The organism is Streptococcus pyogenes (assembly GCF_002055535.1).
Classification (GTDB): domain Bacteria; phylum Bacillota; class Bacilli; order Lactobacillales; family Streptococcaceae; genus Streptococcus; species Streptococcus pyogenes.
Window position 1 is genome coordinate 151,828 of the sequence record NZ_LN831034.1, and the last position, 18,218, is coordinate 170,045.

An 18,218-nucleotide genomic window follows, 5' to 3' on the forward strand; every position below is an offset into this window, starting at 1 on the left:
GACATGTCTAATAAAAAAACATTTAAAAAATACAGTCGCGTCGCTGGGCTACTGACGGCAGCTCTTATCATTGGTAACCTTGTTACTGCTAATGCTGAATCGAACAAACAAAACACTGCTAGTACAGAAACCACAACGACAAATGAGCAACCAAAGCCAGAAAGTAGTGAGCTAACTACTGAAAAAGCAGGTCAGAAAACGGATGATATGCTTAACTCTAATGATATGATTAAGCTTGCTCCCAAAGAAATGCCACTAGAATCTGCAGAAAAAGAAGAAAAAAAGTCAGAAGACAAAAAAAGAGCGAAGAAGATCACACTGAAGAAATCAATGACAAGATTTATTCACTAAATTATAATGAGCTTGAAGTACTTGCTAAAAATGGTGAAACCATTGAAAATTTTGTTCCTAAAGAAGGCGTTAAGAAAGCTGATAAATTTATTGTCATTGAAAGAAAGAAAAAAAATATCAACACTACACCAGTCGATATTTCCATTATTGACTCTGTCACTGATAGGACCTATCCAGCAGCCCTTCAGCTGGCTAATAAAGGTTTTACCGAAAACAAACCAGACGCGGTAGTCACCAAGCGAAACCCACAAAAAATCCATATTGATTTACCAGGTATGGGAGACAAAGCAACGGTTGAGGTCAATGACCCTACCTATGCCAATGTTTCAACAGCTATTGATAATCTTGTTAACCAATGGCATGATAATTATTCTGGTGGTAATACGCTTCCTGCCAGAACACAATATACTGAATCAATGGTATATTCTAAGTCACAGATTGAAGCAGCTCTAAATGTTAATAGCAAAATCTTAGATGGTACTTTAGGCATTGATTTCAAGTCGATTTCAAAAGGTGAAAAGAAGGTGATGATTGCAGCATACAAGCAAATTTTTTACACCGTATCAGCAAACCTTCCTAATAATCCTGCGGATGTGTTTGATAAATCGGTGACCTTTAAAGAGTTGCAACGAAAAGGTGTCAGCAATGAAGCTCCGCCACTCTTTGTGAGTAACGTAGCCTATGGTCGAACTGTTTTTGTCAAACTAGAAACAAGTTCTAAAAGTAATGATGTTGAAGCGGCCTTTAGTGCAGCTCTAAAAGGAACAGATGTTAAAACTAATGGAAAATATTCTGATATCTTAGAAAATAGCTCATTTACAGCTGTCGTTTTAGGAGGAGATGCTGCAGAGCACAATAAGGTAGTCACAAAAGACTTTGATGTTATTAGAAACGTTATCAAAGACAATGCTACCTTCAGTAGAAAAAACCCAGCTTATCCTATTTCATACACCAGTGTTTTCCTTAAAAATAATAAAATTGCGGGTGTCAATAACAGAACTGAATACGTTGAAACAACATCTACCGAGTACACTAGTGGAAAAATTAACCTGTCTCATCAAGGCGCGTATGTTGCTCAATATGAAATCCTTTGGGATGAAATCAATTATGATGACAAAGGAAAAGAAGTGATTACAAAACGACGTTGGGACAACAACTGGTATAGTAAGACATCACCATTTAGCACAGTTATCCCACTAGGAGCTAATTCACGAAATATCCGTATCATGGCTAGAGAGTGCACTGGCTTAGCTTGGGAATGGTGGCGAAAAGTGATCGACGAAAGAGATGTGAAACTGTCTAAAGAAATCAATGTCAATATCTCAGGATCAACCTTGAGCCCATATGGTTCGATTACTTATAAGTAGGACTGGTTCAAGAGATAAGCACCTTGATGCTGCTTATCTCTTGAGGCCTTGTGCCCACTCCTCTCACAAATACAGAAAAAAGCTTGTCTATGAGATACCTTCATAGACAAGCTTTTTTGATATACTAATCAAAAAATTATTCTTTTCTCACATCGTGACCTTGAAGCTAAGCTGCTTCTAATCTATAATACTAACAAACTGCTTTTTAACAAGCAAAGCATAACATAAAAGGGAGAGATAACTACTATCATGAAACAACAATCTTACCAGCCTCTACGCTTCGTCTACCTCTTGGTGGCTCTATTTGCTGCTCTGTTGCTTATAGCAAGACCTGTTATGGCAGATGAGGGAACAAATAGTGCTGATGCGGCGTATTATAAAGGGCAAAGTGCTGGAGAAGAAGCAGGGAAAAAAGCTGGAAAAGAAGCTACTTGGACTGATTTGACCCCAACTGTCCCAACTAATCCAGAAACACCTAGTGACATCGGAGAGACTACTAATAAACAGCTCTATAAAGAAGGGTATAAAGATGGGTACAAAGAGGGTTATAATGAAGGCTGGAAATCTCAGTATCCCGTTTTGACTCCGGTCAAGGTTATATGGGATTTGATCTCTTATTGGCTACAGCGATTATTCCCCAATAATCAGTCAAGTACCGCAGCACAAAGCATGTCATAAAAAAATGAATTAAAAACAGCCTTTAACTGCTAATGTGAAAGGCTGTTTTTTTAGGATATGGGAATGAAAAATAAAAAAAGAGTTTGTGAAAGAGTCTCTCGGCCACACAAAAAAGCAATAGCTTTGACGCCATTGCTTTTCTAGCATAATCAAGAGACTACTGTCTCAGACTATGTTGATTTTACTTAAAGCTGTTTGAAATTAGAAGAAACTTGTTACTGCTTTGTACCAGTCTTCTACATTATACTTTAAGCAGGTTAGAGGGCAACAAGTCCAACACACGCTGGCATCTCTAGTTGCGGTCACTTCGTATGCTGAAACAGTTTGGTTTTCTGGTGTTGCAAGGCTAAGGCTTACGACAGCAGCAGTTGCGATCATAAATAAAGATAATTTCTTTTTCATTTGTAACTCCTTAAATTATAGTATACCTATATTATACTCATATTCTATTAATTATTCAACATCACATTTTAATCTTTTTGTGATGTGTTTGACCGAAAAAGGCAAAGAAAGCTAATATTAAAGTATTTCTTTATCTTATACAAATCACATTAATGGCTAATAATATTAATCTGGTTATCATTCTATTTGAGATGTTACAGCTTTTTTGGTGCTGGTTAGCTAGCAACTGTTACGACTTGTGTTTTGGGCTCCTCTCCTTTTATAGGCAGTGTACCTTTTCTTTTTTACCTTGAGGGATCATTGGCAAAAACGTTTTAGCCAATCAAAAAGCCTAAGGCTGCTTATGCAGTCCTAGGCTTTTCATAACCGTAGTCTTACGAAGAAGATAGCTTCTATGTTACGGTATTAGGCTTACCATACAGTGTAAAGTAACCAGCTGTCAGGACCAGTGTGTCCGTAGAAACCGTTACTATAGCTAGCATCATTTGCTGAAACAGTTTGGTGGTCTCCTAGTGTTGCAAGGCTAAGGCCTGCAACAGCAGCAGTTGCGATCATAAATAAAGATAATTTCTTTTTCATAGATAACTCCTTTAATTTGTAGTATGACTATATTATACTAACTTTTTGTTAATAAATCAAGTGTTGTTTTAATGTTTTTATTATTATTTATCTGAATAAGAAATGTGGCGACCTAGGATTAGAAAACCGCCACGAGATGGTTTTTTATTTTAATAGTTAGCGGTAGACTATGCTGTGACTAGTATTACGAAACCCAGCTTTTTATTGTAGTCCAAAGATAATTTAAAAAGCACCAAAACCAATTAGAACAATCATTTTTGGTGCTAGAAGTTTCACTCTCTTTTATGTCTCTATTTTCGTAACCCACACAAATGGTTCCCTTTCCGTCAGCTGTTAATTTACATACTTCACCATCTACGTTTTCGTAGCCAAAACATACTGTTCCGTTTTTATCACATGTCTCAGTTAATGTTACATCACTAGCATGCACGGTCTGGTGATGAGGGGTTGCTAAAGACGGCCCTAGGACAGTTACGGTCGCAAGGGCAACTAAAAATAATTTGTTTTTCACTATATTTCTCTCCTAAAAATAAATAGTACTTTAGCAGTGTACTATAAGACGCATGGTGAAAACAAGTTCTGTTTCTCATTAAATGAAATAAATTGTGACCTTTTAATGAAATTTTGATGGCAATATTGCCCTATTGAGTAGGTGACGATGCAAAGTAGGACTGTCAGTGTGATAAGCTGAGCTTTTGAGACGATGGGGCCAAAGGTAGCTATACTTTAACTTGCTGGAGAGGTGTTGGCAGCTTGGTCAAAGATGATAAAAGGGCTTGCAAACTTAGCTAAAGGTTGTATAATAAACGTAATCGATCTAAAAATGATATTGTTGGAAAAATTCATTATCCATTTAAAAGGTGCCCACTACTTTTCTTATAGGTTAGCAGATCACGCTTTTTTGAAGAGCTTTTTGGTTTGTGCAACCATTGGGGTGGGACCATTGTCTAAAAGAGAGTTCATTGGAGTTAACGCTATTGCGGAGGTGTACGAAATGAGAGAAAATACGACCTTATTACATGGCTATACGGTTATTGATGAGTTTACAGGAGCAGCTTCAGTTCCCATCTATCAGACTTCGACGTTCCACAATTCAGAACTGTATTGTCCTAGTCAAAAACATTTGTACACACGCTTTTCAAACCCAACGACTGAAGCTTTAGAAGACGGGTTAGCCTGTTTAGAAAAAGCGACTTATGCGGTGGCTTATGCATCTGGTATGGCTGCTATTTCAACTGTTTTGATGCTCTTAAAAGCTGGAGATCATGTGATTTTCCCATTGGAGGTCTATGGAGGGACTTGCCAATTTGCGACAGCTATTTTACCCAATTATCAGATTGAAACAAGCTTTGTAGATATGGCTGATTTAGCAACAGTAAAAGCAAGTATCAGGCCTAATACGCGTATGATTTATCTAGAGACACCGTCAAATCCGCTCTTGAAAATTTGTGATATTTCAGAGCTTGTGCAACTCGCCAAAGCTTATGGTGTGCTAACTGTGGCTGATAATACCTTTATGACAAGTTTGTATCAAGAACCCTTAGCTATGGGTGTGGATATTGTGGTAGAAAGTGTGACCAAATTTATCAATGGTCATAGTGATGTGGTAGCTGGTTTAGCTGCTACCAATAATGAGGCTATCTACAACCAGCTCAAGCTTTTTCAAAAAAACTTTGGAGCAATTGTTGGGGTCGAAGACGCTTGGCTGATTCTTCGTGGCATGAAAACTATGGGGATCCGTATGGAACAAGCGGTAAAAAATGCTCAGCAGCTCGCTAACTATTTAGCGAAGCACCCCAAAGTTCTTAAGGTACATTACCCTGGCTTAGACAGTCATCCTAATCACGACACCCACCTGCAACAAGCTAAGAATGGTGGTGCTGTTTTATCCTTTGAGTTGGCTTCTAAGGAGGAGCTGATGACCTTTACCCATCGTATTCAGTTGCCGATTTTAGCCGTTAGTCTAGGTGGAGTAGAGTCCATTTTGTCACATCCAGCAACGATGTCTCATGCTTGTTTATCACCACAAGCGCGGTTGGAACAAGGGGTTGTTGATGGTTTGCTGCGCTTGTCTTGTGGTGTTGAAAATATCGAAGACTTATTAGCCGATTTTGAGCAAGCACTTGCTTTTTAAGTCTGGCTTTTTTATTAGCTTTTTGTGAGGATGGTTGATGCTAAAGCAGGGTTTAAAAATAGCTAATCGTCTGAAGTCTCAAAAGCCAAGGTGCTAGTCATGTCTTGACCATTCCTAAAAGCTTCATCTCATGCTATAATAAGAAGACTAGATTTTTTACATGGGAGATTTCACATGACATTTTACGATCACACCGCTATTGAACCCAAATGGCAAGCCTTTTGGGCAGATAATCATACTTTTAAAACAGGAACAGACGCATCAAAACCTAAGTTTTATGCCCTAGATATGTTCCCATACCCATCTGGAGCTGGTCTCCACGTTGGTCACCCAGAAGGCTATACAGCAACTGATATTCTCAGCCGTTTCAAACGTGCCCAAGGTCACAATATTCTCCACCCAATGGGTTGGGATGCCTTTGGACTTCCTGCTGAGCAGTACGCTATGGATACTGGTAATGACCCAGCCGAGTTTACAGCTGAAAACATCGCTAACTTCAAACGCCAGATTAATGCTCTTGGTTTCTCATACGACTGGGATCGTGAAGTTAACACAACTGACCCTAACTACTACAAGTGGACACAGTGGATCTTTACCAAGCTTTATGAAAAAGGCCTAGCCTACGAAGCTGAAGTTCCCGTTAACTGGGTTGAAGAATTGGGAACAGCTATCGCTAACGAAGAGGTTCTCCCTGATGGGACATCAGAACGTGGCGGCTACCCAGTTGTCAGAAAACCCATGCGCCAATGGATGCTCAAAATCACTGCCTATGCAGAGCGCTTGCTAGAAGACTTGGAAGAAGTTGACTGGCCAGAATCAATCAAGGACATGCAACGCAACTGGATTGGTAAATCAACTGGTGCTAATGTAACCTTCAAGGTTAAGGATACAGATAAGGACTTCACTGTCTTTACAACACGTCCTGACACGCTTTTTGGTGCAACTTACGCCGTTCTTGCTCCTGAGCATGCCTTGGTTGATGCTATTACAACAGCTGACCAAGCAGAAGCCGTTGCCAAATACAAACGTCAAGCAAGTCTCAAATCAGACCTTGCTCGTACAGATCTTGCCAAAGAAAAAACTGGTGTGTGGACAGGTGCCTATGCGATTAACCCAGTTAATGGTAACGAAATGCCAGTTTGGATTGCGGACTATGTCCTTGCCAGCTACGGTACTGGTGCTATCATGGCTGTTCCAGCCCACGATGAACGTGACTGGGAATTCGCAAAACAATTTAAGCTAGACATCATCCCTGTTCTTGAAGGTGGTAATGTTGAAGAGGCTGCCTTTACAGAAGACGGTCTTCACATCAACTCAGGCTTCCTAGATGGTCTTGACAAAGCGTCAGCTATTGCCAAAATGGTCGAATGGCTTGAAGCAGAAGGCGTCGGTAATGAGAAAGTCACTTACCGTCTTCGTGACTGGCTCTTTAGCCGTCAACGTTATTGGGGTGAGCCAATCCCAATCATCCACTGGGAAGATGGGACCTCAACAGCGGTTCCTGAGAGTGAGTTGCCACTGGTTCTTCCAGTAACGAAGGATATCCGTCCTTCAGGTACTGGTGAGAGCCCACTTGCTAACGTGACAGACTGGTTGGAAGTGACTCGTGAAGATGGTGTGAAAGGTCGTCGTGAGACTAACACCATGCCACAATGGGCAGGTTCAAGCTGGTATTATCTTCGTTACATCGATCCACACAACACTGAAAAACTGGCTGACGAGGAACTCCTCAAACAATGGTTGCCAGTTGATATCTATGTCGGTGGTGCAGAGCATGCCGTGCTTCACCTTCTCTACGCTCGCTTCTGGCACAAGGTTCTTTACGATCTCGGTGTTGTACCTACCAAAGAGCCATTCCAAAAACTCTTTAACCAAGGGATGATTTTGGGGACAAGCTACCGCGATAGCCGTGGTGCTCTTGTGGCAACTGACAAGGTTGAAAAACGTGATGGTAGCTTCTTCCATGTGGAAACTGGGGAAGAGCTTGAACAAGCACCAGCTAAGATGTCTAAATCACTTAAGAACGTTGTCAACCCAGATGATGTTGTTGAGCAGTACGGTGCTGACACTCTTCGTGTTTACGAGATGTTCATGGGACCACTTGACGCTTCCATCGCCTGGTCTGAAGAAGGTCTTGAAGGCTCACGTAAGTTCTTGGACCGTGTTTACCGTTTGATCACAACTAAAGAGATCACTGAGGAAAATAGCGGAGCCCTTGACAAGGTTTACAACGAAACCGTTAAGGCCGTTACTGAGCAAGTTGACCAAATGAAATTCAACACAGCTATCGCTCAACTCATGGTATTTGTCAATGCAGCCAACAAGGAAGACAAACTCTTTAGCGACTATGCCAAAGGCTTTGTTCAATTGATTGCACCATTTGCACCGCACTTAGGTGAGGAACTCTGGCAAGCCTTGACAGCCTCAGGTGAGTCAATCTCTTACGTGCCATGGCCAAGTTATGATGAAAGCAAATTGGTTGAAAACGATGTGGAAATCGTTGTCCAAATCAAAGGTAAGGTCAAAGCTAAACTTGTAGTTGCTAAAGACCTTTCACGCGAAGAATTACAAGAAGTTGCTCTTGCTAACGAAAAAGTCCAAGCCGAAATCGCAGGCAAAGACATCATCAAAGTCATCGCAGTACCAAACAAACTCGTTAATATTGTTATCAAATAGTTTGAGGTGACACAGCCCTTCAGTGGTTATTTGCGTCACGTCACAGTTAATGCCAAAGAGCTGATCTATTCAAAAAGCAACTTATCTAGAAAAACCACAAGAACGAAGGTTCTTGTGGTTTTTAATCGTTGTTTAGGGGTATTTTCTCTTTATTATTAAGTGTAGTTAAATTTTAAAATAAGTTAACTTAAGTCTAATATTGAACACTTCTTTGTGTGATAGTTGGTCTTTTTTAAAACGCTTTCATTACCTATAATGAACATATAAACACTTTATCTTTATTAACTTTGAAAAGAGGTAGTTCTTATGGAAATGCTCCTAGCTCCCCTAAACTGGTTCTCGCAAAATATTTTGCAAAACCCAGCGTTCTTTGTAGGTCTTTTGGTTTTAATCGGGTATTTACTCCTTAAAAAACCCATTTATGAGGTCTTTGCTGGTTTTGTAAAGGCTACCGTTGGTTACTTGATTTTGAACGTTGGAGCAGGCGGTCTTGTAACGACTTTTCGTCCGATCTTGGTTGCTCTTGCCAAGAAATTTGAATTGAAAGCCGCCGTTATTGATCCTTATTTTGGTTTGGCTGCTGCTAATACTAAGTTAGAAGAGATGGGCTTCATCAGTGTTGCTACGACAGCTCTCTTGATTGGATTTGGGGTCAACATTCTTTTGGTTGCACTTCGCAAGGTCACTAAAGTTCGTACCCTTTTCATCACAGGTCACATCATGGTCCAACAGGCAGCGACGATTTCGGTCTTTGTCCTTCTTTTAATCCCTCAATTCCAAAATGCTTTTGGGGCATGGGCAGTCGGTATCATCTGTGGGCTTTACTGGGCTATCAGCTCAAACATGACCGTTGAAGCAACTCAACGCCTTACAGGTGGCGGTGGGTTTGCGATTGGTCACCAACAACAATTTGCGATTTGGTTTGTGGATAAGGTTGCACCGTTCTTTGGTAAAAAAGAAGAAAACCTTGATAACCTAAAATTACCGACCTTCTTAAACATTTTCCATGATACTGTTGTTGCGTCAGCAACTTTGATGTTGGTCTTTTTCGGAGCTATCTTGGCTGTCCTTGGTCCAGACATTATGTCTGATGTGGACTTAATCGGACCTGGAGCATTCAACCCAGCTAAGCAAGCTTTCTTCATGTATATTTTGCAAACCTCTCTCACCTTCTCAGTTTATCTCTTTATCTTGATGCAGGGTGTTCGCATGTTTGTTTCTGAATTGACCAATGCTTTTCAAGGGATCTCAAGCAAATTGCTTCCAGGGTCATTCCCAGCGGTTGACGTTGCAGCTTCCTATGGCTTTGGTTCTTCAAATGCGGTGCTTTCAGGATTTGCCTTTGGTTTGATTGGTCAATTAATCACCATTGCTCTTCTTGTTATCTTTAAAAATCCAATCTTAATTATCACAGGATTCGTTCCCGTATTCTTTGATAATGCGGCAATTGCGGTTTATGCAGATAAACGTGGTGGCTGGAAAGCAGCGGTAGCTCTATCATTTATCTCAGGTATTTTGCAAGTTGCACTTGGTGCTGTTGCTGTAGGTCTTTTAGGACTTACAGGTGGTTATCACGGTAATATCGACTTGGTTCTTCCATGGTTACCATTTGGGTACCTCTTCAAATTCCTTGGTATTGCAGGGTATGTGCTTGTTTGCATCTTCTTACTTGCCATTCCACAATTGCAATTCGCAAAAGCTAAGGACAAAGAAGCTTACTACCGTGGGGAAGCTCAATAACACTGCATCTTAAGAAATAGCTCTGCTATTTTAACAAAACAATAATAAAACATTTTCGGAGGAAAAAACAATGGTTAAAGTCTTAACAGCATGTGGCAATGGTATGGGGTCATCTATGGTGATCAAAATGAAAGTTGAAAATGCGCTTCGTCAACTTGGTGTGACAGATATTCAGTCAGCTTCTTGCTCAGTTGGTGAAGCTAAAGGTCTAGCTTCTGGTTATGATATTGTAGTGGCATCAAACCACTTGATTCATGAGCTTGATGGTCGTACCAAAGGCCACTTGGTTGGTCTTGATAACCTGATGGATGATAATGAAATTAAAACCAAACTACAAGAAGTGCTATAAGCTAATTCTGAATCAAAACGAAGGAGTTGTGACGAAGGTTTTCAGCTCTTTCTCTTTAGTAGGATAAAACTAGTAAAATGGTGTGTGTTGCAAAGCAAGACACTAGAAAGAGATAGTTTTTATGAATTTAAAACAAGCCTTTATTGACAACAACTCCATCCGATTGGGGCTAAGTGCTGATACTTGGCAAGAGGCTGTTCGATTAGCTGTTCAACCTTTGATTGATAGCAAAGCAGTGACGTCAGCTTACTACGACGCCATCATTGCATCAACAGAAAAATACGGCCCTTATTATGTGTTGATGCCAGGTATGGCTATGCCCCATGCGGAAGCAGGTTTAGGCGTTAATCGTAATGCATTTGCTTTGATTACACTAACAAAACCAGTCACCTTCTCAGATGGTAAAGAGGTTTCTGTTCTTTTGACGTTGGCCGCTACAGACCCTTCTATTCACACAACAGTGGCTATCCCACAAATTGTGGCCTTGTTTGAACTAGATAATGCCATTGAACGCTTGGTGGCCTGCCAAAGTCCTAAAGAGGTTCTAGAGATGGTAGAAGAATCTAAAGACAGTCCTTACTTAGAAGGTATGGACTTGAATGCTTAAGCTTTCCTTACACAGGATACTAACGAATGATGGAAAGGATAAGAACTCTTAACCAGTTTGCACGGTGGCTAAGAGTTTTAGGAAAAAGAGATGACACATATTCCAAATTTACAAGTTGCTTTAGACCATTCTGACTTACAGGGGGCTGTTAAAGCAGCCGTTGCTGTGGGTCACGAAGTAGATGTGATTGAAGCTGGTACCGTTTGTTTGCTTCAAGTGGGAAGCGAACTAGTTGAGGTATTACGCAGCCTCTTCCCAGAGAAAATTATCGTAGCAGATACCAAATGTGCTGACGCTGGCGGTACGGTCGCTAAAAACAATGCAAAACGTGGTGCTGACTGGATGACCTGCATTTGCTGTGCGACGATTCCAACCATGGAAGCAGCCCTCAAGGCTATTAAAGAAGAGCGCGGTGACCGTGGGGAAATTCAAATCGAACTTTATGGTGATTGGACTTATGAGCAAGCTCAATTATGGCTTGACGCTGGGATTTCCCAAGCGATTTACCACCAATCTCGTGATGCCCTTCTTGCTGGAGAAACTTGGGGTGAAAAAGACCTTAACAAGGTGAAAACATTGATTGACATGGGCTTTCGTGTCTCAGTAACTGGTGGGCTTGATGTAGACACTTTGAGACTTTTTGAAGGGGTTGATGTCTTTACCTTTATCGCAGGGCGAGGCATTACTGAAGCAGAAGATCCTGCTGCAGCGGCGCGTGCCTTCAAAGATGAAATCAAACGTATCTGGGGGTAACTTTATGGCGCGTCCTATTGGTATTTATGAAAAAGCAACGCCAAAACAGTTTACCTGGCGTGAACGCTTGCAATTTGCAAAAGACTTAGGTTTTGATTTTGTGGAAATGTCTGTTGATGAATCAGATGCTCGCTTAGCGCGCTTAGAGTGGACTAAGGAAGAACGGCTTGATTTAGTGAAAGCCATTTATGAAACAGGCATTCGCATCCCGACCATTTGTTTTTCTGGTCATAGACGTTACCCACTAGGCTCAAATGATCCTGCTATTGAAGCTAAGTCCCTTAAACTGATGAAACAATGTATTGAATTGGCACAGGACTTAGGCGTTCGTACCATTCAATTAGCTGGTTATGACGTTTACTATGAAAAAAAATCGCCTGAAACCCGTGCTCGTTTTATCAAAAACTTGAGACAATCTTGTGACTGGGCCGAAGAAGCCCAAGTGATGCTTTCTATTGAGATTATGGATGACCCTTTTATCAACTCTATTGAGAAATACTTGGCAGTTGAAAAAGAGATTGACTCGCCTTATCTCTTTGTTTATCCTGATGCAGGCAATGTTTCTGCTTGGCATAATGATTTGTGGAGTGAATTTTACAATGGGCACAAATCCATTGCAGCCCTCCACTTGAAAGATACTTATGCTGTCACGGAAACCTCAAAAGGGCAGTTTCGTGATGTGCCATTTGGTCAAGGTTGTGTGGACTGGCAAGAGCTGTTTGCGGTCCTCAAGAAAACCAACTACAATGGGCCTTTTTTGATTGAAATGTGGTCAGAAAATTGTGACACGGTGGAGGAAACAAAAGCTGCTATCAAAGAAGCTCAGGACTTCCTTTACCCACTTATTGAGAAAGCGGGGTTGACATAATATGGCGAAAAACTTGCAAGAAATGCGTGAACGTGTCTGTGCGGCTAACAAGTCTCTACCACAACACGGTCTTGTCAAATTTACGTGGGGCAATGTCTCTGAAGTTTGTCGTGAATTAGGACGTATTGTCATCAAGCCTTCTGGGGTGGACTACGACCTCTTGACACCAGAAAATATGGTTGTTACAGACCTTGATGGGAATGTGGTCGAAGGTGATTTGAACCCTTCTTCAGATCTGCCAACCCATGTGGAACTTTATAAAGCTTGGCCAGAAGTGGGCGGTATTGTCCACACTCACTCCACAGAAGCTGTTGGTTGGGCACAGGCAGGTCGTGATATTCCGTTTTATGGGACTACGCATGCTGACTACTTCTATGGACCAGTTCCGTGTGCTCGTTCTCTCACAAAAGCAGAAGTTGATGGGGCTTACGAGCAAGAAACTGGCAACGTGATTTTGGAAGAATTTAGCAAGCGAGGCTTAGATCCTATGGCGGTTCCAGGAATCGTGGTTCGCAATCATGGCCCATTTACGTGGGGGAAAACCCCAGAGCAAGCCGTTTACCACTCGGTTGTCTTAGAAGAAGTGGCTAGGATGAATCGCTTGACAGAACAAATCAATCCACGCGTAGAGCCAGCGCCAAGATACATTATGGATAAGCATTATTTGCGTAAACATGGCCCAAATGCTTATTACGGTCAAAAATGAGGTCGCGATATGGCTTATTAGCACAGGTTCTCACTAGAAGCCAGAAAGTTCAAGGTTTTGTTAATCATTGTTTGGGCAAGTCCTTTTGACTTGTCCTTTTCGATGAACTGTTTAAACGCCAATGAGCACAAACTGGATGAACCGTATGTTGTGGAGTTCTTAGAGACCAGATATAAGGTGTTGGTGTTGGATCAGTTGAGGTGATTAGCTCGAATCATATTAAGTGAATCTTATTATGGTGAGTTTTTAAAAACTTGGCTGCGCAGTCACTGAAATCATGATAAAATAAGCAAGGATGGATTTTCAGAGAGGAGGTTTGTAAACATGATGATTTTAGATAAAAAGAGTTATGACTTGCTGTCTTATTTACTTAAACTAGAAACACCTGAGACAGTTATGGCCATTTCTCATGCTTTAAATCAGTCACGTCGTAAAGTTTATTACCAGCTTGACAAAATTAATCAGGCTTTGCCAAAGGGAGTAGATCAGATTATCTCTTATCCTAGACTTGGCATTCTTTTAACGGCGGATCAAAAAGCTGCTTGTCGCTTATTATTAGAAGAAGTGACTGATTATAATTATGTCATGAAAAGTGATGAGCGCAGACGACTATCCTCGATTTATATTGCGGTTTCCACTGAGCGCGTGACCATTGATAAACTGATGCAGATCAATGATGTGTCTCGTAACACGATTTTAAATGACCTGACTGAGTTAAGGGAAGAACTGGAAGACAAACAATACAAGATTCAGCTTCATGCGACAAAGGCTAGGGGATATTATTTTGGTTGTCATCCAATGGCTCTTATTCAATACCTGTACAAATTGTTAGTGGACGTTTACCAAGGTGGCAATACTAGCTTTATTGATATATTCAACCGTAAACTCTCAGAGATACAAGGCTTATCGGTTTATTTTTCTAAAGATATTTTGACCTATTTTCATGAGTATCTTTTTTTATCTCAAGCTAGTTTAGGAAAGACAATTAATACCCAAGATAGCCAATTCATGTTGCAGATTTTACCTTTCATGCTTTTAAGTTATCGTAATATGCGTCTTGATTCAGAAACAAAGTCTGCTCTTAAACAAGAATTTCATTTGATTTGGAAACGTAAAGAATATCACATTGCTCAGGACTTAGCTAGAGAGCTTTACCATAATTTTAAGCTTCATTTGGATGATATCGAAGTTAGTATGGTAGCGATGTTGATGTTGTCTTTTCGAAAAGATCAAGATCATCACGTGGAAAGTCAAGATTACGATGACATGCGAGCAACCATTAGTCACTTTATTGACCAGTTGGAGAGCCGTTATCAGTTACATTTCACGCATAAACAGGATTTGCTGAAGCGGTTGACGACCCATTGTAAGGCGCTCGTTTACCGTAAAGCTTATGGGATTTTTTTAGTTAATCCCTTAACAGACCATATTAAAGAAAAATACGAAGAATTGTTTGCTATGACTCAATCTTGTGCCACTATTTTGGAACAAGATTGGACGATTAGCTTGACAGACGATGATATTGCCTACTTGACTATCCATCTTGGGGGAGAGCTGCGTCACAATAATACAGAGCAAGAAAAGACCAAACTCGTTATTGTTTCAGATGATGGGATAGGCATTCAAAAGTTATTGTTCAAACAGTGTCAAAGGTATCTAGCAAATGGTCAGATTGAAGCTGTTTTTACGACAGAACAGTATCAGAGTGTTTACGATCTTTTAGCAGTCGATATGATTGTTGCTACTACAGATACGCTAAAGACTAAAATCCCGATGCTTATTGTTAACCCTATTTTAAGTGACGATGATATCATCAAATTGATACGCTTTTCAAAGCAAGGACGCTTGAGTGAGCACTCCCGCTTTTCTACAGAGCTCACAAAAGCAATTGAAGCTGTTGTAAAAGATGAATCAGATCGTTATGCCTTGGTTTCTAAAATTGAAAAACTCATTCATCGCGAGCTGCTATGAGTAAGTGTTAAGTCGTCAAAGTACCTCAGTTTTCTATGACATAGAAAAATATAACTGAGGTTTTTAATATAGCTTTGAATACAGTATTGATGCGAGATACAGTGTGCAAAATGAGACAGTATTAGACTGAGCTAATGAAAAAGTCAGTCCACTTTTGAACACAGATCTGTGTGACACTTGGTCTTTTTATCATTGACAAGAAAGTCTATACTTAAAGTATAGAAACGAAGAACAAATTCGGAGGAAACCCTAATGACTAAAGTACAAGATATTACACGTGAATCATGGATCCTTAACACGTTTCCAGAATGGGGAACATGGTTAAATGAAGAAATCGAGCAAGAAGTCGTGCCAGCTGACAACTTTGCGATGTGGTGGTTAGGAAACTGTGGTATCTGGATTAAGACACCAGGCGGTGCTAATGTTGTCATGGACTTATGGTCAAATCGTGGGAAAGCGACCAAGCAAGTTAAGGATATGGTTCGTGGACATCAAATGGCTAATATGGCAGGAGCTCGTAAATTACAGCCCAATCTTAGGGCCCAACCAATGGTGATTGATCCATTTATGATTAATGAGTTGGATTATTATTTGGTTTCTCATTATCATAGTGACCACATCGATATCAATACTGCGGCAGCCATTATCAATAACCCAAAACTTAATCATGTTAAATTTGTAGGACCTTATGAATGTGGTGAAGTTTGGAAAAATTGGGGTGTGCCAAAAGATCGTATTATGATCTTAAAGCCAGGTGATAGCTTTGAATTCAAAGATATTAAGATCACCGCTGTAGAGTCGTTTGACCGCACCTGTCTGGTAACTCTCCCAATACAAGGAGCTGATGCTCAAGATGGTGATTTAGCAGGTTTAGCTATCACAGATGATGACATGGCTCGCAAAGCTGTTAACTATATTTTTGAAACACCAGGTGGTACCATCTATCATGGTGCGGATTCTCATTTTTCGAACTACTTTGCTAAACATGGACGTGATTATGATATTGACGTTGTGTTAAATAACTATGGGGAAAACCCAATTGGGATTCAAGACAAGATGACTTCTGTTGACCTTCTTCGTATGGCAGAAAATCTCCGTGCCAAAGTCGTTATCCCAGTTCATTATGACATTTGGTCAAACTTTATGGCATCAACAGATGAAATCCTTGAACTGTGGAAAATGCGCAAAGAACGTCTCCAATATGATTTCCATCCCTTTATCTGGGAGGTTGGTGGCAAGTATACTTATCCACAAGACCAAAATCGTATCGAATACCATCATCCTCGTGGATTTGATGACTGCTTCTTAGAAGATTCTAATATCCAATTTAAAGCTTTACTATAAGCAACACCCTACTCACCTAAGATGATAGTGCCTAATTAAGCTAACTCGCTTCATAGGACATTGTCTTAGGTGAGTTTTTTTGGAGAGATGAGCAAATGTTTAAGAGTCACCGTGGTCGTTATTTACGATGGCCGCAAAAGAGATATTATAGGTAAAAGAAGGATTTCTAATGTAACAATAGCCTAATCAGCAAAGAAATAGTCATCAGTTGTGATAAAAAATTGTACTGGTTAAAAGACCATACCTAAAAGAATGAAAGCGATCACCTATCATTGTGGCATTACCAGATCGAGTTATTGTCCTTGACAAAAAGTGACCACACGTGATAATATAGTTATGTTCTGTTCCGGCAGATTCTTTTTTTAAGTAAAAAAGTGACCACACGTTTATTAATTGTGTAGAGCTACTTTGTTAAATATTGGCTAATATTTCGCCAAAGCTATGTCATTATTTCACATGATAAACGATTACCTAGGAGAAAAAACGAATGGAAACAATTTTAGAAGTCAAACATCTCAGTAAAATTTTTGGCAAAAAACAAAAAGCAGCTCTTGAGATGGTAAAGACTGGCAAAAATAAGAGTGAGATTTTTAAGAAAACAGGCGCTACTGTAGGTGTCTATGACGCTAGTTTTGAGGTCAAAAAAGGTGAAATCTTTGTTATTATGGGGCTATCAGGAAGTGGGAAATCAACCCTTGTCCGCATGCTAAATCGTTTGATTGAACCTTCAGCAGGATCTATCTTGCTGGAAGGTAAAGACATCTCAACCATGTCAGCAGATCAGCTGCGTGAGGTGCGCCGCCATGACATTAACATGGTTTTCCAAAGCTTTGCCCTCTTTCCTCATAAAACCATTTTGGAAAATACCGAATTTGGTTTGGAATTACGTGGCGTTCCCAAAGAAGAACGCCAGCGATTGGCAGAAAAAGCCCTTGATAATTCAGGCCTATTAGATTTTAAAGACCAGTACCCAAACCAACTATCTGGTGGGATGCAGCAGCGTGTCGGCCTAGCCCGTGCGCTAGCTAATAGCCCTAAAATTCTCTTAATGGACGAGGCATTCTCAGCGCTTGATCCTTTGATTCGTCGTGAGATGCAAGATGAATTACTTGATTTGCAAGACAGCATGAAACAAACCATCATCTTTATCAGTCATGACTTGAATGAAGCCTTGCGGATTGGTGATCGGATTGCTTTGATGAAAGACGGACAAATTATGCAAATTGGTACTGGTGAGGAAATCTTGACTAACCCAGCCAATGACTTTGTGCGTGAATTCGTTGAGGATGTGGACCGTTCTAAAGTCTTGACAGCACAAAATATCATGATCAAACCGTTAACAACTACTGTTGAATTAGATGGACCTCAAGTTGCCTTGAACCGTATGCACAACGAAGAGGTGTCTATGTTGATGGCGACGAATCGCCGCCGCCAATTAGTCGGTAGTTTGACGGCCGATGCCGCTATAGAGGCGCGCAAAAAAGGGTTACCGCTATCAGAAGTGATTGATCGCGATGTGAGAACTGTCTCAAAAGATACTATTATTACAGATATTTTGCCTCTTATCTATGATTCATCTGCTCCGATTGCAGTGACAGATGATAATAATCGTCTGTTAGGTGTCATTATTCGAGGACGAGTGATTGAAGCCTTGGCTAATATCTCAGACGAAGACCTTAACTAAAAGGAGTGA

General features: G+C 40.5%; 15 protein-coding genes and 1 pseudogene. 13 read left to right on the forward strand and 3 right to left on the reverse strand.

Going from position 1 to position 18,218, the window contains the following annotated elements; translation table 11 throughout:
• Nucleotides 1–3: 3 nt before the first annotated feature.
• Both slo and B6D67_RS00935 read left to right on the forward strand, forming a co-directional pair.
• Nucleotides 4–1,718 (forward strand): annotated as a pseudogene (gene slo / locus B6D67_RS00930) (cholesterol-dependent cytolysin streptolysin O).
• 249 nt (nt 1,719–1,967) lie between these two features.
• Nucleotides 1,968–2,396, forward strand: coding sequence for a hypothetical protein (locus tag B6D67_RS00935; RefSeq protein ID WP_029714194.1), 429 nt, complete (start codon nt 1,968–1,970; stop codon nt 2,394–2,396).
• 201 nt (nt 2,397–2,597) lie between these two features.
• Here B6D67_RS00935 and B6D67_RS00940 read toward each other — a convergent pair whose 3' ends face one another.
• From B6D67_RS00940 to B6D67_RS00950, 3 genes are all read right to left on the reverse strand, one after another.
• Complete coding sequence (locus tag B6D67_RS00940) at nt 2,598–2,798, reverse strand: SpoV family signaling peptide (RefSeq protein WP_010921833.1); 201 nt, start codon at nt 2,796–2,798, stop codon at nt 2,598–2,600.
• Nucleotides 2,799–3,209: 411 nt separating this feature from the next.
• Nucleotides 3,210–3,377: a SpoV family signaling peptide gene (locus tag B6D67_RS00945; RefSeq protein ID WP_010921834.1), complete on the reverse strand. Its 168-nt coding sequence runs from the start codon at nt 3,375–3,377 to the stop codon at nt 3,210–3,212.
• A gap of 184 nt (nt 3,378–3,561) precedes the next feature.
• The gene (locus B6D67_RS00950) at nt 3,562–3,888 is read right to left on the reverse strand and encodes a SpoV family signaling peptide (RefSeq protein ID WP_010921835.1); all 327 of its coding nucleotides are present in this window, start codon (nt 3,886–3,888) and stop codon (nt 3,562–3,564) included.
• Nucleotides 3,889–4,371: 483 nt separating this feature from the next.
• On the opposite strand from B6D67_RS00950, the gene B6D67_RS00955 reads away from it, so the two are divergent.
• The 11 genes from B6D67_RS00955 to B6D67_RS01010 all read left to right on the forward strand — a co-directional run bounded on the left by B6D67_RS00955 (nt 4,372) and on the right by B6D67_RS01010 (nt 18,209).
• The gene (locus B6D67_RS00955) at nt 4,372–5,511 is read left to right on the forward strand and encodes a trans-sulfuration enzyme family protein (RefSeq protein ID WP_010921836.1); all 1,140 of its coding nucleotides are present in this window, start codon (nt 4,372–4,374) and stop codon (nt 5,509–5,511) included.
• Between the two features lie 174 nt (nt 5,512–5,685).
• A complete protein-coding gene (gene leuS, locus B6D67_RS00960; protein WP_010921837.1) occupies nt 5,686–8,187 on the forward strand; it encodes a leucine--tRNA ligase in 2,502 nt (833 codons plus the stop codon).
• Between the two features lie 306 nt (nt 8,188–8,493).
• Nucleotides 8,494–9,927 carry a PTS sugar transporter subunit IIC gene (locus tag B6D67_RS00965; protein WP_009880700.1) on the forward strand — a complete coding sequence of 478 codons (1,434 nt, stop codon included), beginning with the start codon at nt 8,494–8,496 and terminating at the stop codon, nt 9,925–9,927.
• Nucleotides 9,928–9,997: 70 nt separating this feature from the next.
• Nucleotides 9,998–10,276, forward strand: a complete 279-nt coding sequence (locus B6D67_RS00970) for a PTS sugar transporter subunit IIB (protein WP_002986367.1) — start codon at nt 9,998–10,000, stop codon at nt 10,274–10,276.
• 121 nt (nt 10,277–10,397) lie between these two features.
• On the forward strand, nt 10,398–10,883 hold the full coding sequence (locus tag B6D67_RS00975; RefSeq protein ID WP_002992541.1) for a PTS sugar transporter subunit IIA: 486 nt from the start codon (nt 10,398–10,400) through the stop codon (nt 10,881–10,883).
• A 90-nt stretch (nt 10,884–10,973) separates the two neighbouring features.
• Nucleotides 10,974–11,636 carry a 3-keto-L-gulonate-6-phosphate decarboxylase UlaD gene (locus B6D67_RS00980; RefSeq protein WP_010921839.1) on the forward strand — a complete coding sequence of 221 codons (663 nt, stop codon included), beginning with the start codon at nt 10,974–10,976 and terminating at the stop codon, nt 11,634–11,636.
• Between the two features lie 4 nt (nt 11,637–11,640).
• Complete coding sequence (locus tag B6D67_RS00985) at nt 11,641–12,504, forward strand: L-ribulose-5-phosphate 3-epimerase (protein WP_010921840.1); 864 nt, start codon at nt 11,641–11,643, stop codon at nt 12,502–12,504.
• 1 nt (nt 12,505) lies between these two features.
• Nucleotides 12,506–13,210 (forward strand): L-ribulose-5-phosphate 4-epimerase, encoded by a 705-nt coding sequence (locus tag B6D67_RS00990; protein WP_002987910.1) that lies wholly within the window; start codon nt 12,506–12,508, stop codon nt 13,208–13,210.
• Between the two features lie 324 nt (nt 13,211–13,534).
• Nucleotides 13,535–15,181 (forward strand): BglG family transcription antiterminator, encoded by a 1,647-nt coding sequence (locus B6D67_RS01000; RefSeq protein WP_029714196.1) that lies wholly within the window; start codon nt 13,535–13,537, stop codon nt 15,179–15,181.
• 252 nt (nt 15,182–15,433) lie between these two features.
• Entirely contained in the window at nt 15,434–16,525 is a 1,092-nt protein-coding gene (ulaG, locus tag B6D67_RS01005) for an L-ascorbate 6-phosphate lactonase (RefSeq protein WP_002986347.1), read from the forward strand.
• 487 nt (nt 16,526–17,012) lie between these two features.
• Nucleotides 17,013–18,209, forward strand: a complete 1,197-nt coding sequence (locus tag B6D67_RS01010) for a quaternary amine ABC transporter ATP-binding protein (protein WP_002986345.1) — start codon at nt 17,013–17,015, stop codon at nt 18,207–18,209.
• The last annotated feature ends 9 nt before the right edge of the window (nt 18,210–18,218 follow it).

What these genes read in the sequence shown, in the direction of transcription:
- B6D67_RS00935 (WP_029714194.1), top strand. Translation starts at nt 1,968, where the DNA reads ATGAAACAACAATCTTACCAGCCTCTACGCTTCGTCTACCTCTTGGTG.
- B6D67_RS00940 (WP_010921833.1), bottom strand. Translation starts at nt 2,798, where the DNA reads ATGAAAAAGAAATTATCTTTATTTATGATCGCAACTGCTGCTGTCGTA.
- B6D67_RS00945 (WP_010921834.1), bottom strand. Translation starts at nt 3,377, where the DNA reads ATGAAAAAGAAATTATCTTTATTTATGATCGCAACTGCTGCTGTTGCA.
- B6D67_RS00955 (WP_010921836.1), top strand. Translation starts at nt 4,372, where the DNA reads ATGAGAGAAAATACGACCTTATTACATGGCTATACGGTTATTGATGAG.
- leuS (WP_010921837.1), top strand. Translation starts at nt 5,686, where the DNA reads ATGACATTTTACGATCACACCGCTATTGAACCCAAATGGCAAGCCTTT.
- B6D67_RS00965 (WP_009880700.1), top strand. Translation starts at nt 8,494, where the DNA reads ATGGAAATGCTCCTAGCTCCCCTAAACTGGTTCTCGCAAAATATTTTG.
- B6D67_RS00970 (WP_002986367.1), top strand. Translation starts at nt 9,998, where the DNA reads ATGGTTAAAGTCTTAACAGCATGTGGCAATGGTATGGGGTCATCTATG.
- B6D67_RS00975 (WP_002992541.1), top strand. Translation starts at nt 10,398, where the DNA reads ATGAATTTAAAACAAGCCTTTATTGACAACAACTCCATCCGATTGGGG.
- B6D67_RS00980 (WP_010921839.1), top strand. Translation starts at nt 10,974, where the DNA reads ATGACACATATTCCAAATTTACAAGTTGCTTTAGACCATTCTGACTTA.
- B6D67_RS00985 (WP_010921840.1), top strand. Translation starts at nt 11,641, where the DNA reads ATGGCGCGTCCTATTGGTATTTATGAAAAAGCAACGCCAAAACAGTTT.
- B6D67_RS00990 (WP_002987910.1), top strand. Translation starts at nt 12,506, where the DNA reads ATGGCGAAAAACTTGCAAGAAATGCGTGAACGTGTCTGTGCGGCTAAC.
- B6D67_RS01000 (WP_029714196.1), top strand. Translation starts at nt 13,535, where the DNA reads ATGATGATTTTAGATAAAAAGAGTTATGACTTGCTGTCTTATTTACTT.
- ulaG (WP_002986347.1), top strand. Translation starts at nt 15,434, where the DNA reads ATGACTAAAGTACAAGATATTACACGTGAATCATGGATCCTTAACACG.
- B6D67_RS01010 (WP_002986345.1), top strand. Translation starts at nt 17,013, where the DNA reads ATGGAAACAATTTTAGAAGTCAAACATCTCAGTAAAATTTTTGGCAAA.